The organism is Rhizobium sp. CFBP 8752 (genome assembly GCF_014842035.1).
GTDB classification, from domain to species: Bacteria; Pseudomonadota; Alphaproteobacteria; order Rhizobiales; family Rhizobiaceae; genus Neorhizobium; species Neorhizobium soli.
This window is the reverse complement of sequence record NZ_JACYUZ010000004.1, coordinates 186,661-212,892: the sequence shown is the minus strand read 5'-3', so window position 1 is coordinate 212,892 and position 26,232 is coordinate 186,661. Positions and strand designations below refer to the sequence as shown.

General features: G+C 59.6%; 23 protein-coding genes. 15 read left to right on the top strand and 8 right to left on the bottom strand.

Translation table 11 applies throughout. The features are described 5' to 3' along the window. The first annotated feature begins 126 nt into the window (after positions 1-126). A complete protein-coding gene (locus tag IFT59_RS19560) occupies positions 127-1,512 on the top strand; it encodes a hypothetical protein (protein ID WP_192087896.1) in 1,386 nt (461 codons plus the stop codon). Between the two features lie 16 nt (positions 1,513-1,528). On the opposite strand, the gene IFT59_RS19555 is transcribed toward IFT59_RS19560, so the two are convergent. The 5 genes from IFT59_RS19555 to mdoH are packed head-to-tail and all read right to left on the bottom strand — an operon-like array spanning position 1,529 to position 6,669. Next, the gene (locus IFT59_RS19555) at positions 1,529-2,314 is read right to left on the bottom strand and encodes a class I SAM-dependent methyltransferase (protein WP_192087895.1); all 786 of its coding nucleotides are present in this window, start codon (positions 2,312-2,314) and stop codon (positions 1,529-1,531) included. After that, positions 2,311-3,375 (bottom strand): glycosyltransferase family 4 protein, encoded by a 1,065-nt coding sequence (locus IFT59_RS19550; RefSeq protein WP_249407657.1) that lies wholly within the window; start codon positions 3,373-3,375, stop codon positions 2,311-2,313. Before IFT59_RS19550 ends, IFT59_RS19555 begins: the two co-directional genes overlap by 4 nt. Then, entirely contained in the window at positions 3,372-3,770 is a 399-nt protein-coding gene (locus IFT59_RS19545) for a 6-pyruvoyl trahydropterin synthase family protein (protein WP_062458601.1), read from the bottom strand. Before IFT59_RS19545 ends, IFT59_RS19550 begins: the two co-directional genes overlap by 4 nt. Positions 3,771-3,790: 20 nt before the next feature. Further along, the gene (locus IFT59_RS19540) at positions 3,791-4,768 is read right to left on the bottom strand and encodes a zinc-dependent alcohol dehydrogenase (protein WP_192087894.1); all 978 of its coding nucleotides are present in this window, start codon (positions 4,766-4,768) and stop codon (positions 3,791-3,793) included. Next, positions 4,765-6,669 carry a glucans biosynthesis glucosyltransferase MdoH gene (mdoH, locus tag IFT59_RS19535; protein ID WP_192087893.1) on the bottom strand — a complete coding sequence of 635 codons (1,905 nt, stop codon included), beginning with the start codon at positions 6,667-6,669 and terminating at the stop codon, positions 4,765-4,767. The genes IFT59_RS19540 and mdoH overlap by 4 nt, the downstream gene beginning before the upstream one ends. Positions 6,670-7,066: 397 nt before the next feature. On the opposite strand from mdoH, the gene IFT59_RS19530 reads away from it, so the two are divergent. From IFT59_RS19530 to IFT59_RS19515, 4 genes are read left to right on the top strand one after another with little or no spacing between them, the layout of a single operon-like run. Further along, positions 7,067-8,227: a fumarylacetoacetate hydrolase family protein gene (locus IFT59_RS19530; RefSeq protein ID WP_062576644.1), complete on the top strand. Its 1,161-nt coding sequence runs from the start codon at positions 7,067-7,069 to the stop codon at positions 8,225-8,227. A gap of 29 nt (positions 8,228-8,256) precedes the next feature. After that, positions 8,257-8,790 (top strand): TRAP transporter small permease, encoded by a 534-nt coding sequence (locus IFT59_RS19525; protein ID WP_192087892.1) that lies wholly within the window; start codon positions 8,257-8,259, stop codon positions 8,788-8,790. Beyond that, positions 8,791-10,068, top strand: a complete 1,278-nt coding sequence (locus IFT59_RS19520; protein WP_062458589.1) for a TRAP transporter large permease subunit — start codon at positions 8,791-8,793, stop codon at positions 10,066-10,068. A 50-nt stretch (positions 10,069-10,118) separates the two neighbouring features. Continuing rightward, entirely contained in the window at positions 10,119-11,123 is a 1,005-nt protein-coding gene (locus IFT59_RS19515; protein ID WP_062458586.1) for a TRAP transporter substrate-binding protein, read from the top strand. Between the two features lie 56 nt (positions 11,124-11,179). On the opposite strand, the gene IFT59_RS19510 is transcribed toward IFT59_RS19515, so the two are convergent. From IFT59_RS19510 to IFT59_RS19500, 3 genes are all read right to left on the bottom strand, one after another. Beyond that, on the bottom strand, positions 11,180-12,094 hold the full coding sequence (locus IFT59_RS19510) for a DMT family transporter (protein ID WP_249407656.1): 915 nt from the start codon (positions 12,092-12,094) through the stop codon (positions 11,180-11,182). A gap of 11 nt (positions 12,095-12,105) precedes the next feature. After that, entirely contained in the window at positions 12,106-13,308 is a 1,203-nt protein-coding gene (locus IFT59_RS19505) for a mandelate racemase/muconate lactonizing enzyme family protein (protein WP_113165038.1), read from the bottom strand. 127 nt (positions 13,309-13,435) lie between these two features. Next, positions 13,436-14,524, bottom strand: a complete 1,089-nt coding sequence (locus IFT59_RS19500; protein WP_192087891.1) for an RHE_PE00001 family protein — start codon at positions 14,522-14,524, stop codon at positions 13,436-13,438. A 385-nt stretch (positions 14,525-14,909) separates the two neighbouring features. Between IFT59_RS19500 and repA the strand changes: the two genes are divergently transcribed. The 10 genes from repA to IFT59_RS19450 all read left to right on the top strand — a co-directional run bounded on the left by repA (position 14,910) and on the right by IFT59_RS19450 (position 26,211). Next, positions 14,910-16,106, top strand: a complete 1,197-nt coding sequence (gene repA / locus IFT59_RS19495; RefSeq protein ID WP_062458574.1) for a plasmid partitioning protein RepA — start codon at positions 14,910-14,912, stop codon at positions 16,104-16,106. Positions 16,107-16,109: 3 nt separating this feature from the next. Next, positions 16,110-17,135, top strand: a complete 1,026-nt coding sequence (gene repB, locus IFT59_RS19490) for a plasmid partitioning protein RepB (protein ID WP_192087890.1) — start codon at positions 16,110-16,112, stop codon at positions 17,133-17,135. A gap of 157 nt (positions 17,136-17,292) precedes the next feature. Next, on the top strand, positions 17,293-18,621 hold the full coding sequence (repC, locus tag IFT59_RS19485; protein ID WP_192087889.1) for a plasmid replication protein RepC: 1,329 nt from the start codon (positions 17,293-17,295) through the stop codon (positions 18,619-18,621). Between the two features lie 332 nt (positions 18,622-18,953). Next, positions 18,954-20,588 (top strand): ABC transporter substrate-binding protein, encoded by a 1,635-nt coding sequence (locus IFT59_RS19480; protein ID WP_113110141.1) that lies wholly within the window; start codon positions 18,954-18,956, stop codon positions 20,586-20,588. Between the two features lie 72 nt (positions 20,589-20,660). After that, positions 20,661-21,674: an ABC transporter ATP-binding protein gene (locus IFT59_RS19475; RefSeq protein WP_192087888.1), complete on the top strand. Its 1,014-nt coding sequence runs from the start codon at positions 20,661-20,663 to the stop codon at positions 21,672-21,674. Further along, a complete protein-coding gene (locus IFT59_RS19470) occupies positions 21,671-22,669 on the top strand; it encodes an ABC transporter ATP-binding protein (protein WP_192087887.1) in 999 nt (332 codons plus the stop codon). The genes IFT59_RS19475 and IFT59_RS19470 overlap by 4 nt, the downstream gene beginning before the upstream one ends. Positions 22,670-22,680: 11 nt before the next feature. Continuing rightward, positions 22,681-23,607 carry an ABC transporter permease gene (locus tag IFT59_RS19465; protein ID WP_062458560.1) on the top strand — a complete coding sequence of 309 codons (927 nt, stop codon included), beginning with the start codon at positions 22,681-22,683 and terminating at the stop codon, positions 23,605-23,607. 14 nt (positions 23,608-23,621) lie between these two features. After that, the gene (locus tag IFT59_RS19460; RefSeq protein ID WP_192087886.1) at positions 23,622-24,503 is read left to right on the top strand and encodes an ABC transporter permease; all 882 of its coding nucleotides are present in this window, start codon (positions 23,622-23,624) and stop codon (positions 24,501-24,503) included. A gap of 20 nt (positions 24,504-24,523) precedes the next feature. Then, a complete protein-coding gene (locus IFT59_RS19455) occupies positions 24,524-25,282 on the top strand; it encodes a glycerophosphodiester phosphodiesterase family protein (protein ID WP_192087885.1) in 759 nt (252 codons plus the stop codon). 14 nt (positions 25,283-25,296) lie between these two features. Then, complete coding sequence (locus tag IFT59_RS19450) at positions 25,297-26,211, top strand: TIM barrel protein (RefSeq protein WP_192087884.1); 915 nt, start codon at positions 25,297-25,299, stop codon at positions 26,209-26,211. The last annotated feature ends 21 nt before the right edge of the window (positions 26,212-26,232 follow it).

Here is a 26,232-nt window from a genome sequence, read left to right as displayed (position 1 = left end):
CCATCCCGGCATGATGTTTCAGCCGATTACGCCACCAGACGCAGGATGAACCCGTTGCCGTCATTTCCCCGAAAACACCGGTTGCCGGCCTGTCCATCGGCGACGGCAGCTCTCTTGTGGACGCTCATGCCCTGCACGGCCATCGCGCACGGGACGGAACGCGGGCTGGTGATGCTGCTGCCGACCGAATATTACCTGACAGGCGGCGCGATCGTCGTCGCAGTTACCTTCGTCGCATTGCTGCTGGTTCCGTCGCGCTGGTTCACACAGGCCGGCAGTGCCTCCATCACGCTCGATCGCCGGCCGGTGCCGCCGATCGCGATCGTCAGCACGCTGAGCTCCCTGCTTCTGCTGGTACTGATCGCCGCCGGCCGCTATTCGACAGCCGACCCGCTTGAAAATCCTTTGCCGCTTGTCGTCTGGACGCTGTTCTGGGTCGGCCTGACCTTGCTGCAGGCGCTGGTCGGGAACCTGTGGCCATGGCTCAATCCCTGGACGGGTCCTCTTCGTATCCTGCGGCGAGCGACAGGCGGCAGGCTTGGCGAAGCTCCCCTGTTGAAGCTGCCGGAGGCCGTCGGTTACATCCCGGCGATCCTCCTGTTTTTGATGTTTGCCTGGTACGAGCTGGTTTCGCTTGCCCCGGAAGAGCCTCCCCGTCTCGCCATCGCCGTGTCGGCCTACTGGATTCTCAATTTCATCGCCATGCTGGTTTTCGGAGAGCGAGATTGGACAGAGCGGGGCGAACCCTTCTCGGTGTATTTCCGCATGATCGGCATGATCGCGCCCTTTGAAATCACGCCGCCGAAATCCGGAATATGGGCGAGTGTCCGGTTCCGCTGGCCGGGGCAAGACTGCGTCGCGGCGGAGCCGCCGCCGATCAGCGCGGCCGTATTCCTGCTGCTGACGCTCGGAACGGCGTCCTTCGATGGCTTTGCAGAGACCTTTACCTGGCTCTGGATGATCGGGGTGAACCCGCTGGAATTTCCCGGCCGCAGCGCTGTGACCCTGCCGAATACGTTCGGCTTGATCGCCGCTCCGGCGGTGCTCGCAGTGATCTATTTTACGGCTGTCATATCAGGAGCCCGGCTTGCCAGAGAGGCACGATTAGTCGCTGATCGAGGGCTGATCACGCATTTGGTCTATTCGATCATTCCGATAGCGGTTGCCTTCCATGCAGCCCACTATCTCAGCCTGCTTCTGATCAACGGGCAATATCTCTACTCTGCGATCTCGGATCCCTTTGCGCTTGGCTGGGATCTGTTCGGCACCGCCGATCGCCACGTCACGGCATCGATGCTGATCGACATCAACAGTGTCGAAAAGCTCTGGATCGCACAGACCGCGATCATCGTGGCCGGGCACTGCATCGGCATTCTGATCGCCCACATGATTGCGCTCAAGCACTTCGTGAAACCGGCAAGCGCCACCATCAGTGAGGCTTTTCTGGCCCTTGCGATGATAGGCTATACCGTCTTCGGCCTCTGGCTTCTTTCCACCCCGACAGCGGGATGATCGGGGTGGCAACCAATCAGCGGAGGAGAAGCATATCCCAGTGCCCGACTTCGCAGGCCGAACGCGATGCCATCTCGAGACGCATCCGTCGCCAGTCGTCCAGCATCGCCTTCTCTATTCGGTCCGTCTCAGACGCAGCGTTTGCCATGCCGTCAATGAACTGCCGCTGCAATTCCGCTTGATCTCCGGCGAGATGCCAGGGGCTCTGACCGGTAAGAACCTTGAAGCCCGCCTGCTGCGCCAGTCTGGCTAAGACCGGTTCCGCCGTTGGACCAAGCGCCGGTCCAAAGCCCTTGTCGCGGCGTTGGTGGGCGTTGAACGCTTCGACAACCAAGCCATCCGCTTCGTGCGCGATTTCCCAGCTGCAGACGCCATCGTAGTTGAGCGCCGTATAGAGGCCGATGTCACGCTTCGCGAGGAGATGCAGGAGACGCTCCAGAAATTCGGCGGAGACGAGGTCGAAAAGCGCCGACGCTGTCACCAGCCTCGCATACGTGAAGAGCTCAGGCGCCAACTGGCTAAGGTCGGCCTGCAGGCATTTCACTTGGTCGGGCATGCCGAGCCTGTTTGCCGCTTCTTCGAGCAGTTGCGGATCGTTGTCGACAAGCCGCCAGTGCCAGGACGAGCTCTGGGGCGCAAGTGCGCGGACAGTGGAGCCGGTTCCGCAGCCGAGATCGACGACCGTCGCGCCGTTCCCGTCTGCGGTCACACTTTCCATGGCAGACCGCCGGAGTTTGGGATCGCGGGCAGCGTTGTCCGCGGGCTCGCGCAGATCGAGCCAGACCGTGTCGAAACCACTCATCGCATTTCCTCCAGGAAGTCGGAAAGCACCTTTGCCGTTGCGGGCCAATCGGGCAGCTGCTGGCCCACGGCAAGCGCGCCCGCAGAATAAGCTTGTCGCGTCTCGGGCTGGTCGATCAGCAGCGCCAGAGCTTCGGCGAGCCCGGCGATGTCACCCGGTTCCACGAGTATCCCGGCATCGTCAGTCACCAGATCGGGTATCGCCCCGCCGCGGCAGCCGACGATCGGCAGGCCGCGCACCATGGCTTCCGCAAAGGCCATGCCGTAGCCTTCATATTGGCTGGCGAGTGCAAAAATATCCGCTTGGGCATATTCGACTGCCACATCATCAAGCGCGCCCGTCAAAGTCACCCGGTCGGAGAGCCCGCACGCCTCGATCTGTCGTCGCAGATCGGCAGCGCATTGACGATCCATGTCATCGCTGCCTGCTATCCGGCACTGCCATGGGCGATCGGAGATGCGCTCGAGCGCTGAAATCAACGCCGCATGATCCTTGCGCTGCGTCAGCGATCCGACCGACAGGATTATCACCCCGTCCCCGGCCGTGCTGCCCGATGCAGGCTTTGCCTGCTCCGTTCCAGGCACGGCGACACGCACGAGATCCGGCGCCACGCGGAATTGCGATACCAGAGTTCGCGCCGTGCTGGGGCTTGTGACGACGACACCTTTGGCTGCACCTAGCGCTGTCATCTCGCTTTTTCGCAACCGCTCGGCAACGCCGGCCGGAATGCCGCTTTCGAGTGCCAACGGATGATGGACGAGCGCAATCATGCGGAGGCGGGTCGCCTCCTGCATGGCAATTGCCGGCATTGCCCCAAACGCAAGGCCATCGATCAGAACGAGACTATCGTCGGCGAGGGCTGCGAGTTTTTCGGCTGTTTCGGCAAGCTCGCTTTCGCTCGGTTCCGGAAAGCCGCCGGGAAGCTGCAGGTGCTCGACTGTCCAGCCGATTGCCCTAAGCTCCTCGATCATCCGCCGGTCATAGCCATACCCGCCGCTGCGGGTGTCGATATCGCCGGGGATGGCGAATACCAGCCGTCGCTCCCTTGATGCGGCGTTCAAATCGCAGCCTCGTACCAGGCTCGGGCCACATGGCTTTCATGCAGGGTTACCTTGAGGCGGCGGATGCGCACGCCACCCGGACCAAGATCGCCGGCAGCGATACCGGCTTTCAGCTGATCGAAGACGTGCTTGGCGAGCACCTCCGTCGTGGTGACCTTGCCGCGAAAGATTTCGAGTTCGTCGAGGTTCTGGTAGTTGAGCGGCGCAACGATTGCTTTCAGCACCGTCGTTGCAAGGCCGATATCGACGCCGAGCCCGTTTTCGTCGAGATCTTCGGTCATGAAGGCGGCATCGACAATAAAGGTCGCGCCATGCATCGCCTGGGCCGGGCCGAATACCTCCCGTGGCAAGCTATGGGCAATCATCATGTGGTCGCGAACTTCAACTGCAAACATGCGGGGAATGTCCTTTCAGACTAACGGTATCGGATACGGTGGCAAAGGGTGCCGGGATCGGCGAGAATTTGGCAATAGTCTTGGGCAAGGTCGGGAAAGTCCGTCTCGCCGGAGAAGAGTTTGTCGAGGCGGTCATCCGCAAGCAATGCAAGTGCCGCGGCCAGACGTCGCGAAAACGGCCACCTTGCGCGCCTTTGAACCGGTACGTTGCCGACCTGCGAAGCGACGATCGACAGGCGTTGACTGTGGAAACGACCGCCCAGCGGAATCTTCACGCTGCCTTCGCCATACCACGACATCTCGACGATCCGCGCCTCGAAGCCGGCGAGCGCAATGGATGTGGCAAGACCTGCGGCCGTGGCCGACGTGTGGATCACCACATCGCATCCGCCGTCACCGTCGTTCGCCTGTTCGGGTGATGCAAACCGGCATCCGAAATCTTCGGCAAGACCACGGCGATCGCCATTGACGTCCACGACGGTGACTTCGGTGCCCGGGATCCTTGCGGCGAGATAGGCAATCAGAAGCCCGACGAGCCCTGCACCGACGACCGCGACCTTGTCTCCGGGAAGAATGCCGGCATCCCAAACGCCGTTGAGGGCCGTCTCCATATTGGCTGCAAGGACGGCGCGCGAGGCGGGCACGCCTGCTGGAACCGGCACGACCATCTCAGCGGGGGCGTGGAAGGCATCCTGATGCGGATAGAGGCAGAATACTGTCCGGCCGGCAAGCGCTTCCGGGCCGTCCTTTGCGGTTCCGACCACCGCGTAGCCGTACTTGATCGGAAACGGGAATTCTCCATCCTGCAACGGCGCCCGCATGCTGTCGTATTCGCTTTCGGGGACCGAGCCGGCTGCCACCAGGGACTCGGTACCGCGGCTGATGGCGCCGAACAGGCTTTCCACCAGGACATCGCCGTGCCCGAGCGGACCAAGCGGCGTCTCCCGCACTTCAGGCTGGTTTTCTCGCACCAGCCACAATGCTTGCGCTATCGTCATGCCTGGCCATCGCGTGCCGGCTTGGGAAACTTGCCTTCAACTCTGGCGGACGGACGACGCCAGAGACGGGCTTCATGCGGAACGAGGCGGGTGAGGACCCGCGGAAGACAGCCCTCCTCGGGAATTGCGAACAGTCCGAGACGGGTCGTCCAGTAACCGAACCGCTGCGAGGCCGTGAAGACCGTGAACGGGATCGCCAGACAGAGACCGGCGACCACAGGCAGAGCCCAGAAGATCGCGTACCCACCGATCAGGCCCGTGATGATCGTAGCGAGGACAACGCCGATCAATGTCTGAAGGCCCATCGCCTTGATGGCTGTGCCAAGCGTAACGCCGAGCCGGTCGCGGTTCTGACCGCTCCAGGTGACCGAACGTCCGAACAGAAGACCGATCAGGAACACCGAGACATAGACGGCAACGATGGGCGCCATGATCATCGAGGCCAGGAGTTCGATCACCGCCGACAGACCGAAGCGCAATGGTCCGCCATAGGAGCGGATCGCGCCGGGGGTAAGCAGCACATCGACGACGCCGGCGATCTTGGGGGTGACCGACAGAAGAAAGATGGTGATGAACGACCAGAAGCCGAGTTCGATATAGGTCGCATCAAAGCCGCCGGTCACACCCTTCCATGCGGCGGCAAACGTCGCGACGATCCAGGCCGGCGGTGCGACATACATCAGGACCGCCTGAAAAAGCTGGAACCTGCTCAGCGGCTTGAGGCCCGGCTCAAAAAGGAAACGCCAATACTGCATGTTGCCCTGGCACCATCTCAGATCTCGCTTGGCAAACTCCAGCAATGTCGGTGGGTTGGCTTCGAAGCTCTGTGTCTCGATCGGCAGCACACGAACTTCGTAGCCGCCCCGACGCATATAGGTCGCTTCCAGCTGATCGTGGCTCAGCACATGGCCGCCCAATGGCGGCGATCCCGGGAGAACGGGCAGATTACAGTGGGCCTCAAATGCCGCGGCGCGGATCAGTGCGTTGTGCCCCCAGTAAGGCCCGCAATCAGCGCTCCACCATGCGGAGCCGAGCGTGAAAGACCGCATTCCGTGACGCATACCGAACTGGAACATCCGGGCAAAGCCGCTTTCGGCGGGCACTCCGACGACCAGGGTCTGCAGAATCCCGAGCTCAGGTCGTGCCTCCATGGCAGCCACCAGCCGTATCATCACGTCGCCGGACATGACGCTGTCGGAATCCAGCGGCAGGAAAAAGTCGTAGCGGCTTCCGTGTTCCTTCAGGAAGTCCTGAATATTGCCCGCCTTGTAACCGGCATTGTCAGCACGACGACGATAGACCGGCCGGTTACCGCCATCCGCCACGACATGAGCGGCAACGAGATCGAAGCCCGCTTCTTCCAACTGGATGATGTCGGGCTCGGACGTGTCGCTGAGGACGAAGAACCGAAAGTGGCGTTGAAGGCCGGTCGCCTGAAGGCTCTTCTGCATCGCCTCTATCCGGGCAAAGACGGGCCGCGGATCTTCGTTGCGCAGGAATATCGTCAGCGCTGTCCGCGACGACAAAGCGATCGGCTGGCTTCCCTGACCCTGCGGATAGAAGGGGTAGATGCTTTTGGAGGGGTCGCCGGGGCCGTGCTGGAGGACGACCCCGATCACGGCGTTCCAGAACCCAAGCACCGTCCACGGCGTTGCCAGCATGAACCCGATCAGCATGACGGCTTCCGCACCATCAATGCCATCTGGGGAAAGAAGTCGGTAGACGACATACCCAAGCCCCGCGATCGTTGCGAGATTGAGCGCCAGAACAATACGACGGCGCCACCGGACTGGAAGTCCGGAATACTGGAAGTCGGGACTTCGTTCGGGATCCGACTGCCAGCCCGTTGCACTTTGGTCGGCAGCCATCGCGTTGAGAACGCCTTCTTTTAAATTGCCCATGCGCAACACTTAGGCTGAACCTCCGTCCTAGCAAGCGCCGAGCGATTTCAAATGAAGTTTACCGACGCCGTTGCCCCGCTCCATATCCGCGCCAGTGCGCAAACAGCCGCAGGTTTTATCGAGATCCTTTTGGATCGTCCGTCACCGCTCGAGGTAGGATGATCCTTCATCCGTCGCCCGGTCAGCTTGCATCGACTTCATTGAGGCGCACCGGAACGACACCGTGCGTCGGCGTTCTTTGCCCGCGTATATTGTATAGATGATCCCCAGAATTGACAGGGTTGCAGTACTGGACACAAAGAAAAACACTCAGTAGAAAGCTCAAGCGACGTTGTCAGACATCGGACAACAGATTGACGGGTGGAGGCCTGATCGATCGGCCGCTTGGAGGATCATAATGACTATACATGGCGGGCTGACGCCCGAACTGATTTTGCCGCAGGATTCCGAGACCGCCACTCTGGTTGGTCGTGTCTGGTCGAAGGCTGCGGACGGCCCCTGCCCTGTCCTTTACCGGAATGGCAGGCTTCTGGATCTTTCGTCGCTCGCTGCGACGCTGTCAGCACTACTTGAGATCGACGGCCTGGTGGAGCGCCTGACGGCCGCTACCGATTGGACGGATCTCGGCTCTCTCAATGACTTCCTAGACGGCACTGCCGGAACGCTGCTGGCGCCTGTTGACCTGCAGGCGATCAAAGCCGCAGGCGTAACTTTCGCAGACAGCATGCTGGAACGGGTCATCGAGGAACAGGCCAAGGGCGATCCGCTTCGGGCCCAGGAGATCCGTGGTCGCTTGGCGCCGGTACTGGGCGACAGCCTCAAGGGGCTTGTGGCCGGCTCGGAAAAGGCAGCAAGCGTGAAGGCGCTGTTGCAGGATATGGGGCTTTGGTCGCAGTATCTCGAAGTCGGGATCGGTCCGGATGCGGAAATCTTCACCAAGGCCCAGCCCATGTCGGCCGTCGGCTGCGGGTCGCTGGTCGGGATTCACCCGAAGTCGGATTGGAACAATCCCGAACCGGAAGTGGTGCTTGCTGTCACATCCACGGGTGCGATTGTCGGTGCGACGCTTGGCAATGACGTCAATCTTCGCGATTTCGAAGGACGGTCCGCCCTCCTTCTCAGCAAGGCAAAAGACAACAACGCATCCTGTTCTCTCGGTCCCTTCATCCGACTGTTCGACGGCGAATTTTCGCTCGAAGACGTCAAGAAATCGGAGATCTCGCTTGTGGTCGAGGGCCCTGAAGGTTTCGAGATGACGGGCGTTAGCCCGATGCAGGCCATCAGCCGTACGCCGGAAGATCTCGTGTCGCAGCTTCTCAACCGCAACCATCAATACCCTGATGGCGCCGTATTGTTTCTCGGCACCATGTTTGCGCCGGTCAAGGATCGGCGCGGCAAGGGTCTGGGCTTTACCCACGAGATCGGCGACCGCGTCGAGATATCGTCGCCAAGGCTCGGGCGCCTGGTGAATTGGGTGGAAAATAGTGAAGCCTGCCCGCCCTGGGACTTCGGGCTGACGGCTTTGATGAAGAACCTCGCGAAGCGCAAGCTCTTGTAGCCGCCGCGGTTGATGGGAGGAGGAACCCGATGCAACGAATAAACGATCTCTTTTACCGCTTTCTGGAACTGCTGCTGATCCTGCTTTTGGCAGGCATGGCAATCATGGTGTTCCTCAACGTGGTGCTGCGCTACGGTTTCAACTCCGGCCTCAACATATCGGAAGAGCTATCGCGCTACTTCTTCGTCTGGCTGACCTTTATCGGTGCAGTCGTGGCGTTTCGCGAACATTCCCACCTTGGTGTGGAGTCGCTGGTCGCCACGCTCGGCCGCTCGGGCCGTATCGCCTGCATGATCATTTCGAACCTGCTGATCATCCTGTGTTCGGCGATTTTCTTCTGGGGCACATGGGTCCAGTTGCCGATCAACGCCAGCATGGTCGCGCCTGTGACCGGGCTTTCCATGGCGTGGGTATACGGCATCGGCTTCTTCACCGGTGGAGGATGCGTGCTGATCGCGCTTGAACGGCTGTTCCGCCTGATCACGGGTCGTGTCACCGACGCGGAAATAGCAGCGTTCACGGGTGAAAACATGACGATCGAACAACTGGCGGAGCGGACCTAAATGACTCTTTTCGTCTTTGTTGGATCGCTGCTCGGCGCGATGGCCGTTGGCGTCCCCGTCGCGTTCTCGCTGATTTTCTGCGGCGTCGTGCTCATGTGGTACATGGACATGTTCAACAGCCAGATCATCGCGCAGAACATGATTGCCGGTGCAGATACATTCACCCTGCTCGCCATCCCCTTCTTCATTCTCGCCGGCGAATTGATGAATTCCGGCGGTTTGTCGAAGCGTATCATCGATTTCGCGATCGCCTGCGTCGGTCACATCAGAGGTGGTCTCGGGATCGTTGCGATTTTTGCAGCGCTCATCATGGCCAGCATTTCGGGTTCGGCCGCTGCCGATACGGCCGCCCTTGCCGCCATCCTCATCCCGATGATGGCCAAGGCCGGCTATAATATTCCCCGCTCCGGTGGTCTGATCGCTGCCGGCGGTATCATCGCCCCGGTCATTCCGCCGTCGATGGCGTTTATCGTATTCGGCGTTGCCGCGAATGTGTCGATCACCCAGCTCTTCATGGCTGGCATTTTTCCCGGCATCCTGATGGCCGTCTCACTGATCATCACCTGGCTGATCGTGGTGCGCAAAGATAACGTCCAGGCGCTTCCAAAAACCACCTACAAGGAACGCCTGCACGCAACCGGACGCGCTGCCTGGGCGCTCGGCATGCCTGTGATCATCCTCGGCGGCATCAAGATTGGCATCGTGACGCCGACCGAAGCTGCCGTCGTTGCCGCCGTCTATGCGATGTTCGTCGGCATGGTAATCTACAAGGAACTGAAGCCGAGAGACCTTCCGCACGTCATTCTGCAGGCCGCCAAGACGACTTCGGTCATCATGTTCCTCGTCTGCGCGGCACTCGTATCGGCATGGCTCATCACGGCTGCGAACATTCCTGCAGAAATCGCCGGCTATATCGAACCGTTGATCGATCGCCCGACGCTGTTGATGTTCGTCATCATGATCCTGGTTCTGGTTGTCGGTACGGCACTCGATCTGACGCCGACCATCCTGATCCTGACGCCGGTTCTCATGCCGATCATCAAGCAGGCGGGGATCGATCCGGTTTATTTCGGCGTGCTCTTTATCATCAACAACTCGATCGGCCTCATCACGCCGCCGGTCGGTGTTGTGCTCAACGTTGTCAGCGGTGTCGGGAGAATACCGCTTGGCAAGGTGACGGCCGGCGTGTGGCCGTTCCTTCTTGCGCAGTCGCTCGTGCTTTTCCTGCTCGTGCTGTTTCCCGATCTTGTGATCGTGCCCGCACGTTGGTTGCATTGACGGCCTGCCATTCAACCTGTTCACATCAACGTCCAACTGGGAGGACTACTATGAAGAGACTGCTTCTTGCCACTACAGCGATCGCGCTTGCCTGCTCCACAGCAGCACCGGCCTTCGCCGAATTCAAGAGCCGCAACATTCGCGTTTCGAACGGCATCAATGCCGACCATCCCGTCGGTAACGGCATCAAGGCCATGCAGGAATGCCTGGACCAGAAGTCCGGCGGCAAGCTGAAACTGACCGCTTTCTGGGGCGGCGCTCTTGGCGGCGACCTTCAGGCAACCCAGGCGCTGCGCTCGGGCGTTCAGGAAGCCGTCGTCACATCCTCGTCTCCGCTCGTCGGCATCATTCCGGCACTCGGCGTCTTCGACCTGCCGTTCCTGTTCCGCGATGCGCCTGAGGCCTACAAGGTGCTCGATGGCAAATTCGGCGACGAGATGAACAAGAAGCTCGACGGCGCCGGTCTGGTCAATCTTGCCTATTGGGAAAACGGCTTCCGCAACCTGTCGAACTCCAAGCGCGCCGTCACCAAGTGGGAAGATTTCTCGGGGATGAAGGTTCGCGTCATGCAGAACAACATCTTCCTCGACACCTTCCAGAACCTTGGTGCAAACGCGACCCCGATGGCCTTCGGCGAAGTCTATTCGGCTCTGGAAACCAACGCGATCGACGCGCAGGAAAACCCCTATGTGACGATCGACACCTCGAAGTTCTTCGAAGTGCAGAAATACGTCACCGAGACCAACCACGCATATACGCCTTTCCTCTTCCTCTTCTCCAAGGCGATCTTCAACACCTATTCGCCGGAAGAACAGACTGCACTGCGTGAATGCGCAGTGGTCGGTCGCGATGTGGAGCGCCAGGTGATCGGCGATCTCAACAAGAAGTCGCTGGAAAAGATCAAGGCCGCCGGCCTGGAGGTGAACACGCTGTCGCCTGAGGAGCAGGCTCGCATTCGTGAAAAGTCGCTTGCTGTCTATGAAAAGCACAAGGACCAGATTGGTGCCGATGTGGTTGATGGCATCCTGGCGGAACTTAAGGAAGTCCGTAAGTAAGCATCAGCCTTCGACAGACGAGCCCGCGACGTTACCGTCGCGGGCTTTTTTCATGGCTATTCGATCGCGATCGGCTGCACCCTTTGGCGCTTCTTCAGCGTCTGCTCGCGCAGGAAGATGAAGACGCCGGAACCGACGATCAGTGCTGCACCGATCAGCATTCCGAATCTCGGCATATCGCCAAAGAACAGCCAGCCGAACAGAACCGCCCAGAGCAAAAGCGTGTACTGTAGGGGAGCGACCGTTGCCGCATCCGAGATCTTCAATGCTCTGTTAACGAGAACATGAGCTGCCATTGCCACTATACCGAGCAATGCAAGCAGGCCAAAATCGCGGGTAGAAGCGATCGGCGACCAGTCGAAAGGCGCGAAAGCAAGGCCTGCAAGTGCCGCACCGACGATCTGGAAAAAGACAAGCGTCCGGTCTGGGGTGGCCCTCAGGAAACGACCTGAAATCATCATGAACGCGAAGGCGGCACTGCCGAAGATGGATACGATCGCTGGCGGACTGATCATCGCGCTCGACGGTTTGAGCGTGATGACGACACCGATAAAGCCGATGCCGATAGCAGTCCACCGACGCCAGCCGACTTTTTCGCCCAGTAGCAGTGGCGAGGCCGCGGCGACATAGATCGGTGCTGCGAGCCAGTAGGTCATGACGTCTGCGAGCGGAAGATACATCACGGCATAGTAGAAGCAGAAAACCTCGGCGGTGGAGCAGAACACCCGAAGCGCCTGCATGCCGGGTCGTTCGACCTTCAGCAGCGAGCCGAATCCCTGAAAGAACAGGAAAGGCAGCAAGATGACAAGCGCGGCGAGGCTGCGCAGAAGCACGACCTGTCCAAGGCCGTAGCTCGAAACGAGCCACTTCCCCATGGCGTCGTTAAGCGCAAACATGACCATGCCGAGCAGCATGATGAGGGGCCCGGCCATGCGCGCCGAGACGATTTGCTTGGAGATGGATGCGATCATGCCGCGATGCCCTACATGTCTGCGAGGTTTGAGAAACGCCGTGTTACGGTGAAGACCTTGTCCAGGTCTGGATTGAGGTCCATTCCGAGGCCAGGACCAGGCGGAACCGTGATCATGCCGTTCTTCACCTCAGGCAGTGCGGTGACGAGATCGCGGTACCACGTCTTGTAGAAGGCGCGCACACTTTCCTGCACCAGCGCATTGGGTGCGTTAAGCGACAGGTGCGTCGATGCGCCGAGGACAACCGGGCCTGTGCAATCGTGCGGAGCGATCGGCAAATGCCAAGCCTCCGCCATCGATGCGATCTTGCGTGCTTCCGACAGCCCGCCGCACCAGGAGATGTCCAGCATGACGATGCCAGCGACGCCCGTTTCGAGATAATCCCGGAAACCCCAGCGCGTTGCCAAGGTCTCAGATGCCGAGATTGGTGCGGGCGATACGTCGGCATAACGACGCAGACTCGACAGGCTATCCATCTTGATCGGGTCTTCATGCCAGAACGTGCTGTAGGGCGTTAGCGCCTTGGCGATCTGCATCGCGGGCAGGAGCTGCCACATGGAGTGAAACTCCACCATGATGTCGATCTTGTCGCCGACAGCGTTGCGGATCTTTTCGAATGGCTGAAGCGCTGCGTTGAGATCGGAAGGCGAAATATACTGTCCCCTCGTCTTTTCGGCGGCGGCATCGAATGGCCAGATCTTCATCGCCGTGATCCCCTCCTCCAGCAGCGAATGTGCCAATTCGTCCGCCCGGTTGAGAAACCCGTTGAGATCGTCGTAGTCCGAGCCGGTCGACAGGCCATAGTTGCCCGTGGTCTGGCCAGTGGATTTCTTGATATACTCGGTGCCGGCGCAGGTATTGTAGGTGCGGATTTCCTTGCGGCTGAAGCCGCCCAACAACTGCGCGATCGGCTGGCCCGTGACCTTGCCGAACAGATCCCACAACGCGATGTCGAAAGCCGAGTTGCCACGCACCTCGGCACCCGAGGATCGGAACCCGACATAGCCCACGAGGTCCTGTGCGAGAAGATCGATGGCAAGCGGATCGCGGCCGAGCACCCGCGGTGCAACATATTCGTGAATGTAGCTTTCGACCGTCTCTGCCCCGAAGAACGTCTCGCCGAGACCGGTCAGACCTTCATCCGTATGAACCAGAACCCAGATCAGGTTTGCGCGCTCTGCAACTCGCACGGTTTCGAGTTTCGTGATCTTCATTGATACCTCCCTTAATGTCCTCCACGACATACCCTCATCATTAAGGGATCGTTTGGACGATAGAAAGGCCGGGAACACTCGTTTCAGTTCGCTTTTGTCTTTATTTGCAACGCGTTAACCCGTCAGATCAAAGTATTCCCCAGGCGCGAAAGCGCCCTCGCCCGGTAAATTCACGAAGATTGAGTTCGGCAGCAATCTTCAGCGCGCCCTGCGGGGTTATCTCCAGTGCGTCGGCAATCATCCCGCTCGAAACAAGCGGGCGCGACAAGACAAGTTCGATTAGCTGGGGAAGCCGCGACGACTGTCGCCGACCCACCAGACGGCGCTCGAGTTGCTGCTTAGCAAGCAACAACCGCTGGTGCTCTTTCATGCCATGCTCGGACGCGAGCGCAATTGCTTCCGTGAACGCGAGAAGCCTCACCATGCGGTTCCTGGTCATTCTGCGCTCCCGCGACACCTGCCGGAGACCGAAGTTGACCGCGGACAACTGCGTTTCGGTTAACCCGGCTTCGCGCAACACCGCGCTCGCCAGCAAACGTCCAAGCCATGGCGCATGCTTCGACACCTGCAGGTTAGACCAAGCGTCCCACGCAACGGCGGCCCTGAGGAGGGGCGGCATGGACTGCGTTTCGTCCAACACCACCCGCCATTCCGACAGACGAGCGTCCTCGTCCCAGTCCTCGTCATAGATGAGAGCGTCCCGGCCTGGTATCTTCATCGAACGAACGCTTACGGCGTCCGCAAGCAACGCCTGGCTTCGCGCGAGAACAGCATCGATAGCGGCCAAGGGATCCTCGAAATCATCGTCACGCGAGAGCGTTGCGAGCCCTCTCGGTGCCGCCTTGATCTCAATGTCTTGAGCCTCGTCATGACGACCGGACCTCAGCGCGGCAAGACCAGCGGCGCTCAAGGCCCATTCCGGTTCGCTCGCCGCAATTCGCCGGCGCGTTCGCAGTACGTCATGGGCAACTGTCAATTCGTGAGTGGAGGCTCGAACTGCCATCCCTGCGTCATGAAGAACAAGGTCTTCGATATGGACAAGTTCCCCATCGATCCACAGGGACGAGCAGGCTTCCAAGAATTGGGCGCGATCGATCCAGCCTTGCCGTACGGGGGAACTAGCGATCCGCTCATCGAGTCGTACAACGCCGGCAGTCGCTGCGGAGATCGGTCCGAACAACTCACCAAAGTCTATTTTTGAGAGATCGTAACGCATTGAAAGCGTTATAGTTCAATGCCGTTGTGAAAGCTAGCGTCACGTTCGGTTTCGCTACCGGACACAAGATGGATGCGTCCGTGAGATGGAACCGTTTAGCCTCTGGCGTGATGGATCAAGCTAGCATCTGTATGGAGATAAGCAAGCACCATAAACGCTTATAGACAGGTTAAAGATGGCAAACGTTTAGCGATCCACTCAGCAAAATCTGATACCTTACCCCCGCCCCACTTCTCGTTGTCCGCGGACAACGAGCGCGACTTTTGCTCTCCACAGGCGCAAAATTCATCTGCATTGAATCATTTGTACAACTCGTGCGAATCGGGGCATATTCAACTGCGCAGTTTTCCGAAGAACTTCGCCAATTGCGCAGTTGGAGAGAAAGATGCCGCAGCCAAGCTTGAAAGTCGACGAACCTCAGGAGCACTTGCCAACGACTCTGGCAACAGATGCCCAGGAGCTTGCGCATCAACTTCAGATGCATCAAGCGAAAATTTTCGCACCGACATCTCAAAAGACGATCCGGCCCTTCCAGCCAGCCGAAGCCGCGAGCTTCATCGGGATCGGAGAAGGCTATCTCCGTCAGGTTGCCGCAGAAGGATACGGGCCCGAGCCGCTGGCGAACGGCCGGCGTGTTTACCTACCGACCGACATGGATCGTATTCGTCAGGTTCTCGACGAAAAGAACGGCGTAGCGAAATACGTACCGGCCCGCCGTCCTGGCGAAAAGCTGCAGGTCATTTCCGTCATGAACTTCAAGGGCGGAAGCGGCAAGACGACGACGTCCGCGCACCTGTCTCAATATCTTGCCCTTCGTGGCTACAAGACGCTCGCGATCGATCTCGATCCGCAGGCGTCTCTGTCGGCGTTGTTCGGGCATCAACCCGAGCTCGATGTGGGCGAAGGCGAGACGCTCTATGGTGCGATCCGCTATGAGGATCCGCGCCCTATTTCGGAAATTGTCCGCTCCACCTACACACCGAACCTGCATATCCTGCCGGGCAACCTCGAACTGATGGAGTTCGAGCACGAAACGCCCAAGGCCATGGCGTCGGGACAGGTTGCGACGATGTTCTTTGCCCGCATCGGCGAAGTTCTTGCCGATATCGAAGACCTTTACGATGTCGTCGTCATCGATTGCCCGCCGCAGCTCGGCTTCCTGACCATGTCGGCGCTTTGCGCCTCGACATCGACCTTGATTACCGTTCACCCGCAAATGCTCGACGTCATGTCGATGTCGCAGTTTCTCTCGATGACCAGCGAACTGATGTCGGTTGTCGAGCGGGCAGGGGGGCGGACAAGCTATGACTGGATGCGTTATCTTGTGACGCGGTTTGAACCCAATGACGGCCCACAGAGCCAGATGACGGGTTTTATGCGCGCCATCTTCGGCAATCGTATGCTTCACAACGCTATGTTGAAGTCGACGGCGATCTCCGATGCCGGCGTCACGAAACAGACACTGTATGAGGTCGAGCGCAACCAGTTCACCCGCGGCACCTATGACCGGGCGATGGACTCGCTCAATGCCGTGAACCTCGAGATTGAAGAATTGATCCGGTCCGTGTGGGGGAGGCGCTAACAGATGGCACGTAAAAACCTGATCGGCATCTTCGAACCTCCGGCGCCGGACAACAGTTCAGCACTAGCGCCGACACCTGCCGCACCCCCGGCTGCTCAATCGTCACGCCCTTTGGCCGGAATGGCACCGGCCGTGCGCAGCGGTGTCCCAGTTGGTGGCATCACGAGAACGCTTGGCAGCATCACGCAGAAGATGGAAAGGGCGCAGGATCTCGAGCGGCAGCTTTCGGAAGGTCTTTCCGTCGTTGAACTGGATCCATCGCTGATCGACAGTTCCTTTGTTTCCGACCGTATGCTGATCGATGGCGAAGCGCTTTCCCAACTGGTCGAGCAGGTTCGCGAGCATGGACAGCAGGTGCCGATCCTCGTGCGGCCTCATCCCGACCAGTCGGGCAGGTTCCAGGTCGCCTACGGTCACCGCCGACTTGCAGCCGTCAGACAGCTGGGCCTCAAGGTCAAGGCGGTTGTCCGCGTTCTGACCGATGACCAGCTGGTCGTCAGCCAGGGCCAGGAAAACAACGCCCGAACGAACCTCTCGCATATCGAACGCGCCTTGTTCGCCACCCGTCTTGAGGATCGTTCGTTCACGCGCGATATCATCATGGCAGCGCTTGGCGTCGACAAGGCAGCCTTGTCAAAAATGATCAGCCTGGTCCGGGCCATTCCGATGGAAATCATCGATGCGATCGGTCCGGCACCTGAGGTTGGCCGCAGGCGGTGGACGGAGCTGTCGGAAAAGCTCAATGCCGGAAACATTCCAAGGCTGCTCTCGTGCCTTCAGAAGGGCAGGGCAGAGGGAAAGACAAGCGACGAGCGTTTCCAGCTCGCGTTTACACAGTTGTCCGTGAAACCTGAGGATAGTGGCAAGCCGGCTCAAGCACAGCTGAGGGGTCTGCCCGTTGTCATACGCAAATCGGGAAACCGGTCGACATTCGTGTTCGATGCGAAAAGCGCGCCGGGTTTTGACGACTTCGTCAGCGAACGGCTCACAGAGCTTTTCGCAGAATTTAAACGCAACAAGGGAGTTTGATCAGCAAAAGAAAAAGGCCCCCGAACGACCAAGGTCGTGGAAGCCTCTCTCCGATTTCTAGCAAGATCGAGAATCGCATTTCCACGAATCACAGTCAATAGTCTTTGGCACCGTTTTGGTGAGCGGCTTTCTTTTGCCTGAAAAAAGGTGAGAGAAAATGGAGAGTGGAACTGTAACGACGCCCTTTGGGCGGCGGACGATGTCGTATGGGCTGTTGGCAAACCACCAAAAAGCCAGCGAAATTGCATCCGGAATCAAGCGGTCGAAGTGGAAACTGTTTCGGTCGATATGCGAATCACGGTCGTCCCTTGGGATCAGTGACCGGGCACTGACCGTGCTCGACGCTCTCCTGACCTTCTATCCAGGCGATGAACTTTGCGAAGATGGCAATCTCATTGTCTTCCCGTCCAATGCCCAGTTGTCGCTTCGAGCGCGTGGAATGGCACCGGCAACCCTTCGGCGCCATCTCTCGGTGCTGGTGGAAACCGGACTGATCCTGCGCAAGGACAGCCCGAACGGCAAACGCTATGCGCGCCGCAGTTCAGGTGGCAAACTCGATGATGCTTTCGGCTTCAGTCTCGCACCACTTCTGGCACGCGCACGAGAGATCGAAACGATGGCAGCGGAGATCGCTCTTAATCGTGAACAACTCAAGGCTGCAAAAGAGAGAATTACTCTTTGCCGAAGAGATCTCGCAAAGCTGATTACTTTTGCCGTGGATGAAAAGATTTCCGGTGACTGGGAGCAGGCACAGACAAATCTTCAGTGCGTCCTACAGGCAATTCCGCGCGTCCTCACTCTCGATATCGCAGAGCCGCTCCTCACAAAACTCTCGGTACTTCGTGAAGAAGTCGTCAACCAGTTGAAATTAAATATGAAATCACCAGAGATGAGCGCCAATGAATCTCAAAGTGAGCGCCACATACAGGATTCAAAAACAAATATCATCTCTGAATCTGAACCGGTGTCGAAAGGGCTTTCATCCGAACAAGCACCGGAACACACTTTGGCGCACGGCACAGCAATCGAAGAGATTGACGATCAACGCGATACTCGACAAAGGCGCCCTCGTTTGAGCTCGATCACCACACACAAAGCTCTACCACTCCCATTCGTCCTGCAAGCCTGCACCCAGATCAACGATTATGGGCCAAGAGCCGGGATCACGTCCTGGAGGGATCTGATTACGGCAGCCTATGTTGTTCGTTCCACTCTCGACATCACGCCAGCTGTCTATGAACGCGCAGCAATCGTGATGGGGCCTGAGAACGCCGCAACAGTGCTTGCCTGCATGCTCGAACGCGCTGAGCAAATCACGTCTGCTGGAGGCTATCTGAGAGACCTGACCCGCCGGGCACAGAAGGGTGAATTCGCGACCGCGCCGATGCTGATGGCTCTGATGAGAGGCAGTCGATCGAAGCCTGAAACATACCCCGGCACGACCTCACCCCGACAAGGCCCGACCAAAACCGCTTGGGTTTGCTGATGATGACATCAGGGAATTTTCGGTCGATCCCCGTCGACAAAGAGGTCCGCGGAACCATCGTTCGGAGTTTGTGAAACAAAGAGAAACCTATCCTTCCTGACAGCCAGCGCGTCTGGAGATCGCGTCAACGAGTGGAAATCGAACACACAGACAAACGTCACATCCGCGTAACATTGGTCCCCTAGAGCTACGCCAAGTCAGCGGCGCGGTTGAGGTCCTCCCGAAACACGCGGCCAGCTGGCTCAAACTTGTTTGTCGATTTCGAGTGGCACCTGACGCGGAAACCATTGTGTTTTCCGTGAACGCATTCACTCGCCCACAGGAGAGATCCAATGCTTTCTATCAACCGTCGCCACGCTTTGGGGCTGATGTCAGCTGCAGCAGGCACCATTGTCCTTCCACGCATGTCCTTTAGCCAGTCGACACGCCCATCGGTGACGATTGCCGTTCAGAAGATCACCAACAACAACACGTTGGACGTCTGGAACGAACAGTCGAACGTTGGCGAACGCGTGTTCTTCCCCAACCTCTGGGAAGGCCTGATCGGCCGCGACTGGATGGGCAATCAGGGGCCTGTTGCCAGTCTCGCCACCGAATGGAAGCGCATCGACGACAAGACGCTTGAATTGAAGCTCCGTCAGGGCGTGAAATTCCACAACGGCGACGAACTGACGGCTGAAGATGTTGCGTTCTCCTTCTCCAAGGAACGCCTGTTCGGCAATACCGAGCCAAAGGGCGGCAAGACCGTCTTTGAAGCCGACAACAAGCCGACCACGGTCAAGGAACTGCCGGCGATCGTTCCCGGTGTCGCTCGTCGCCTCTGGCCGGCACTGGCCGGTGTCGAAGTCGTCGACAAGCACACCGTGCGTTTCCACAATGCAACGCCTGACATCACGCTCGAAGGCCGCCTTTACTCGTTCGGCAGCCAGATCACCAACCGCCGCGCCTGGGACGAAGCCAAGAGCTATACGGATTGGGCCCGCAAGCCGGTCACGACCGGTCCTTACATGGTCTCGGAATTCAAGCCAGACGTGTCGCTGACGCTCGTCGCTTTCGACGAATACTGGGGTGGCCGTCCGCCGCTGCAGCAGATCCGCTTCGTCGAGGTTCCGGAAGTCGCTTCCCGCGTCAACGGCCTGCTCTCAGGTGAATACGACTTTGCCTGCGACCTGCCGCCAGACCAGATCTCGGCGATCAAAGCGGCTCCTGGCCTCGAAGTGCAGAGCTCGACCATCTGGAACCACCGCATTTCCACATTCAACACGCAGAACCCGGTTCTTGCCAACCCGCTGGTCCGTCGCGCGATGACGCATTCGATCGACCGTCAGGCGATCGTGGAAGCACTGTGGGCTGGCCAGACAGTCGTTCCGGCCGGACTTCAGTTCGACTCCTTCAAGACATCCAACATGTATGTCGAAGGCTGGGCTGCGCCGGAATTCAACCCGGAGCTTGCTCGCAAGCTTCTCAAGGAAGCCAACTACAAGGGCGACGCCATCCCGTATCGCCTTCTCAACAACTACTACACCAACCAGACTGCGAACGCGCAGATCATGGTCGAGATGTGGAAGCAGGTCGGCCTCAACGTCGAAATCCAGATGAAGGAAAACTGGGCGCAGATCCACGATCCGGCAGGCGTCAAGGGTGTTCGCGACTGGTCCGCTTCCAACTCGATCAACGATCCGATCACGCCACTCGTCGTCCAGTTCGGACCAAACGGCGAAGCGCAGCAGAAGAAGGACTGGACGAACGAAGAGGTCAACAAGCTTTCCGTCATCATGGAAACCTCGACTGACCGCGCCCAGCGCCACAAGGCTTTTGCCCGCATGCTGGAAATCTGCGAACGCGAAGACCCCGCCTATCAGGTCCTGCACCAGAACGCCGTCTTTACCGGCATGAAGAAGTCTCTGAAGTGGAAGGCAGCACCTGCCTTCGCCATGGACTTCCGCACAGCCAACTGGAACGCCTGATCGTTCTGATGTCTCACGCCGGCCGCGGAATTCGCGGCCGGCGCATCTGCTTATAAAATGGAGGTGCGTTCCATGGTGAAAAACCTTGTGGAACTGCGCGGCCTGAAGGTCGCTTTCGACGGCGTTCAGGTACTGCATGGTATCGATCTCGATATCGCCCGCGGCGAGGCGATTGGCCTTGTCGGTGAATCCGGTTGCGGCAAGTCCGTCACCTGGCTCGCGGCACTCGGGCTTCTGCCCGGAAAAGCAACGGTCAGCGGATCAGTCCGCGTCGACGGACAGGAAATCCTGGCACAGCCACGACACGTGCTCGAAGGCGTGCGCGGCAAGCGGATCGCAATGATCTTCCAGGATCCGTCCAGCTCGCTCAATCCGGTTCTGCGCGTCGGTCGCCAGATCACAGAAGCACTGGCGATCCATCGCGGCCTTCACGGGGAGGCGGCAAAAGCCGAAGCGCTGCGGCTGCTCGACATGGTCGGTATTCCGGATGCACGCCGGCGCATCGATCTCTTTCCCCACGAATTCTCCGGCGGCCAGTGTCAGCGCGTGATGATCGCCATGGCACTTGCCGGCGAGCCGGATCTTCTCGTCGCGGACGAGCCGACAACGGCTCTCGATGCCACGATCCAGGCGCAGATCCTCGATCTTCTGATCGCATTGCGCGCCGAAACCGGCATGGCGACGATTTTTATCAGCCATGATCTGGGCGCCGTCTCGCAGGTCTGCGAGCGCGCCTGCGTCATGTATGCCGGCCGTATCGTGGAGCAGGGGACAATCCAGGCCCTGTTCGACAACCCGCGCCATCCTTATACGCGCGGTCTCTTCGATGCCATTCCGCGTCTGGATGGTCCGCGCGAACGATTGATCCCCATTCCGGGAACCGTTCCCAATCCACGTGAGCTGCCGGAAGGCTGCGCTTTCTCGCCGCGCTGTTCGCATGCCGCAATCGACTGTCGGACCCGCATGCCGGCTCTTCAGTCCATGGATGATGGGCGGCTTTTGTCCTGTCACCATCCCGTGGGTAACCATCAACCGATCGGCGTCACGCATCCGGTCGAGGCTCGCGTTCTGGAGGCGCTGTCATGAGCGACCGTCTCAAAACGCCGCTCATCGAAGCGAAAGGTCTGGTCCGAACCTACGAGGTTCGCCAGGGCATGTTCGGATGGGCGACACCGGTGCGTGCCGTCGATGGCATTGATCTCAAGGTCATGCCCGGAGAGACGCTCGGGATCGTCGGCGAATCCGGCTCCGGCAAATCCACGCTCGGCCGCATGCTGCTCGGCATCGATCCGCCGCAGGAAGGGCAGGCTCTCTTCGAAGGCAAGCCGATGCCGAAGCTCGCAACGCCGGAATGGCGTGCATTGCGGGCAAAAATGCAATTCGTCTATCAGGATCCGCTGGCAGCGCTCGACCGCCGTCTGACGATTGCCCAGCAGATCGGCGAGCCGCTCGCCATCCATAGTCTCGTGCCGAAGCCCCATCGGGAAACGCGCGTCGCGGAGCTGATGTCGGCCGTTGGGCTGAGGCCGGATCAGGCGGGTCGCTATCCGCATGAGCTTTCGGGTGGTCAGCGTCAGCGCGCCGTCATTGCGAGGGCGCTTGCGTCGCGGCCAAAGCTTCTGGTCTGCGACGAACCCGTTTCGGCGCTCGACGTGTCGATCCAGGCGCAAGTGGTCAACATGCTGCGCGACCTGCAGGAGAAAAACCAGATCGCCATGGTGTTCATCAGCCATGACCTGAAAGTGGTCCGCAATATCGCCGACCGCGTCGCCGTCATGTATCTCGGCCGCATCGTCGAGGAGGCGTCCTCGGACGTCATCTTCAAGACGCCGCTGCATCCCTATACCAAGGCGCTGGTTTCCAGTGTGCCGGTGCCGGGCAAGCTGCTTCAAGGCCGTGTCATCCTGCAGGGAGAGCCGCCGAACCCTGCCAACCGCCCATCCGGCTGTGCCTTCCATCCCCGCTGCCCGCTCGCCGCCGATATCTGCCGCACCAGCGTGCCGCAGCTTCTGTCGGTTGCCGACGGCCGAACCGCGGCCTGTCACATGGTGACCCGCGCCGAGGCGTCGGTCGCGGCCTAAAGGATTTCCCGATGTTTCGTTTCGCTTCCATCCGCCTTCTTCGCGCGCTCATCACCATCCTTGCCGTCATCACCTTTGCCTTCGTCGTGTTGCGGCTGTCGGGTGATCCGGCCCAGGTCATGCTTGGTCCCGATGTTCCGCAAGAATCCGTCGATGCCTTCCGCAAGGCCTGGGGCCTCGATCAGCCGCTGTGGATCCAGTACCTCTCCTATATCCGGGCGATCTTCACCGGCGATTTCGGCGTCTCCATGCGTGACAAGGCCTCGGCCATGCAGCTGGTGATCGAGCGCATTCCGGCAACCCTTCAGCTGACGATCCCGGCGCTGTTCCTGAAGGTCGTGATCGGCATCCCGGCCGGCGTCTATGCGGCCCTGCATCGCCAGAGCGCGATCGATCGCGGCGTTATTCTGGCTGCCATTTTCGGCTTCACCATTCCGTCCTTCGTCATGGGCCTGCTTCTGGTGCTGATCTTTTCGATCACGCTCGGGCTGCTTCCATCCGGTGGGCAGGACACGTGGCAGCACGGCATCCTGCCGACGCTGACGATGAGCATCGGCGGTATCGGCATTCTCGCGCGCTTTTCGAGAAGTGCGATGATCGAGGTGATGGGCCAGCCCTATATCCGCACGGCTTCTGCCAAGGGGATGAAGTGGCAGGATGTCGTCTGGAAGCATGCGCTGCCGAATGCCGCTGTTCCGATCGTCACCATCGTCGGGTTCATGGTCGGCACGCTGATCGCCGGCGCCGTGGTGGTGGAATCGATCTTCTCCTGGCCAGGCATCGGACGCCTGCTCGTCGTCTCTGTCAGCAACCGGGATCTCGCTGTCGTCCAGTGCATCCTGCTCCTGGTCGCCGCCACCATGGTCGTGTCGAACCTCATCGTCGACCTGCTCTACGGCTTTCTCGATCCACGGCTTCGCGCCCAGAGCGCTCACTAGAGAGGAGGCCGGTCATGACTGTTACCGATATCGCCCGCCCACAATCACCCAACTTGTCTCTCTTCACCCGCTTCATCAAGCAGGTCCGCAAGGTTCCGTTCTCCGTTACCTTCGGCATCGTCTGGCTGGTCGGGATGGTGGTGGTTGCCGTTTTTGCAGACGTCATCCGCCCCTATGGCATTACCGCCATGGATCTGCGCGCCCGTCTGTCGCTGCCGGGCAATCCCGCGCATCTTCTCGGAACTGACGAACTCGGCCGCGATGTCCTGTCGCGCCTGCTTCAGTCGATCCGCGTGTCGCTGGCGATCGCCTTTGGTGCAACGATCATCTCCGCCGTGTTCGGTACCGTGCTCGGCTTTGCCGCGGCAAAGTTCCGGGGGGTGGTCGAGCATCTCGTCCTGGTGCTCGCCGATTTCCAGGCAGCCCTCCCGTTCCTCATCATGTCGCTCGCCGTGCTGGCCTTCTTCGGTTCGTCGATGCCGCTTTTGATCGGTTTGATGGGTTTTTACGGCTGGGAGCGCTATGCCCGCATCGCCCGAGGCCTCGCGATCTCGGCCAGTGCGCAAGGCTATGCGTCTACCGTTGTGCAGCTCGGCGCCACGCCTGGCCGCGTCTATCTTCACCACATCCTGCCGAACGTGGCCTCGACGCTGATCGTCTCGATGACGCTGACCTTTCCGGAAATCATCCTGATGGAAAGCGGGCTCTCGTTTTTGGGCCTCGGTGTGCAGCCGCCGGAAACCAGCCTTGGCAACATGGTGGGCTTCGGCCGCGAATACCTGACACGGGCGCCGTGGATCATGCTGGCGCCGGCCTTCGTCATCATGGTGACGACGCTTTCCATCTCGCTCGTCGGTGACTGGCTGCGCGACAAGCTCGATCCGACACTTCGCTGATGACACTTCAGGAGACGACAATGACGAAGATCACCGGCCACCGGGGAGCCCGCAATCTCTGGCCTGAAAACTCCATGACCGGCTTTCGCAACGTGCTGGATCTGGGTGTGGATGCGATCGAATTCGACGTGCACCTGACCGATACCGGCGAACTGGTCGTCATCCACGACGCGACGCTCGATCGCACGACGGACAAGACCGGCCCGGTCCGCTCGCTGACGCCGGAGATGCGTGGCGAAACGCTTCTCGACGGTTCCGATGACACGGTACCGACGCTGGCTGACGTCCTCGCTGTCCTTGCGACATCCGAGGGCAAGCAACTGCATGTGGAAATCAAGTCGGATGAGGCGAAGCAACCCTATCCGGGCATTGCCGAAAAAGTCGTGGCGGAGATCGAGCAGTTCGGTCTGGCAGATCGCTGCCATCTGACCTCCTTCGACCTCTCCGTTCTCGACGAATGCCAGCGCATTGCTCCGCATATTGCGCGCCTCGTGTCCGTCAATACGGAATGGGCTGACAAAGAGGGCGGTCTCGAACGCTTCCTCGAGAAGGTCGACGGCCTCGCCGATATCGTTGCCATCCACCACGAGCTGATGGATGCCGAATGGGCGCTTATCACCGGCAAACTTCCGCTCGAAAACCTTTGTGTCTGGACACTGAACGACGAAGCATTGATCCGGCGCTGGCTTGACCGCGGCATCGGTCACCTGACCTCCGACAGCCCGGACCTCGCGCTCGATCTGCGACGCGAAACCCAGTTCCAATCCGAACCTGCCTGAAAGGGAATACGCCAATGAGCAACATCATCGGCACAGGCTTCAATGCCGGCTCCACCAATGGAGAACTTGAAAGCCTAGAAAAGGAACTTCGCATCCTGAGCGAGATCGGCGTCGATACCGTCGAACTCGGTCTGACCAGCCTCGATCTGATCTCGGGCGGCCGGATCATCGAAGAACGCGCCGAGCGGCTCGTGGCGCTGACGAAGCAGTTCGACTTCCGCTACACGGTTCATGGCCTTGTCTCCTCGAACTTCATGGAGCCGGAAACCTGCCGCTACCAGCTCGACGCCGCCAAGGCGCTTGCGCAGATCTGCGATCGGATCGGTGCCGGCATCCTGGTGCAGCACGGCGGCAATCTCCGCGCCGAACAGATCATGGAGCGTGCCGAGGCCGACGCCCGCGAACGCGAAGCGCTGTTCGAACTCGCCGAATTCTGCAAGCCTTACGGTGTTAGGGTCGCGTTTGAAAACATCTTCACCACGGAGCCCGGCCAGTATCGCCAGACGCCCACCCAGATCGCCGAAACGGTCAAAACCATCGGGCATCCGAACCTCGTGGCGCTGATCGACTTCAGCCACGCCTATATCGAATCGACCTATCGCGGCCTGAACTTCCGCGAGGAGCTGCGCGCCATGGCGCCGGTTGCTGGCCATCTGCATGTCCATGACAGCTTCGGCCGCCCGCAGGCTTTCTACAAGGGTTACCACGTGCAGGAAAACACTGCGCTCGGCATCGGCGATCTGCACATGCCGCTCGGCTGGGGCGACATCGACTGGGAAGACATCTTCTCGGAACTGACGTTCCTTCCCGGCACCGTGCTGATGATGGAAATCGGACGCCGCTACCATGCCGAACAGCCTGCGAGTCTGGAACGGGCGAAAGGCCTTATGGCCCTAAACGACCGCACCGCAGCTATCGCGGCAGAATAACGTCGAAAGGGGCGGGGGAGG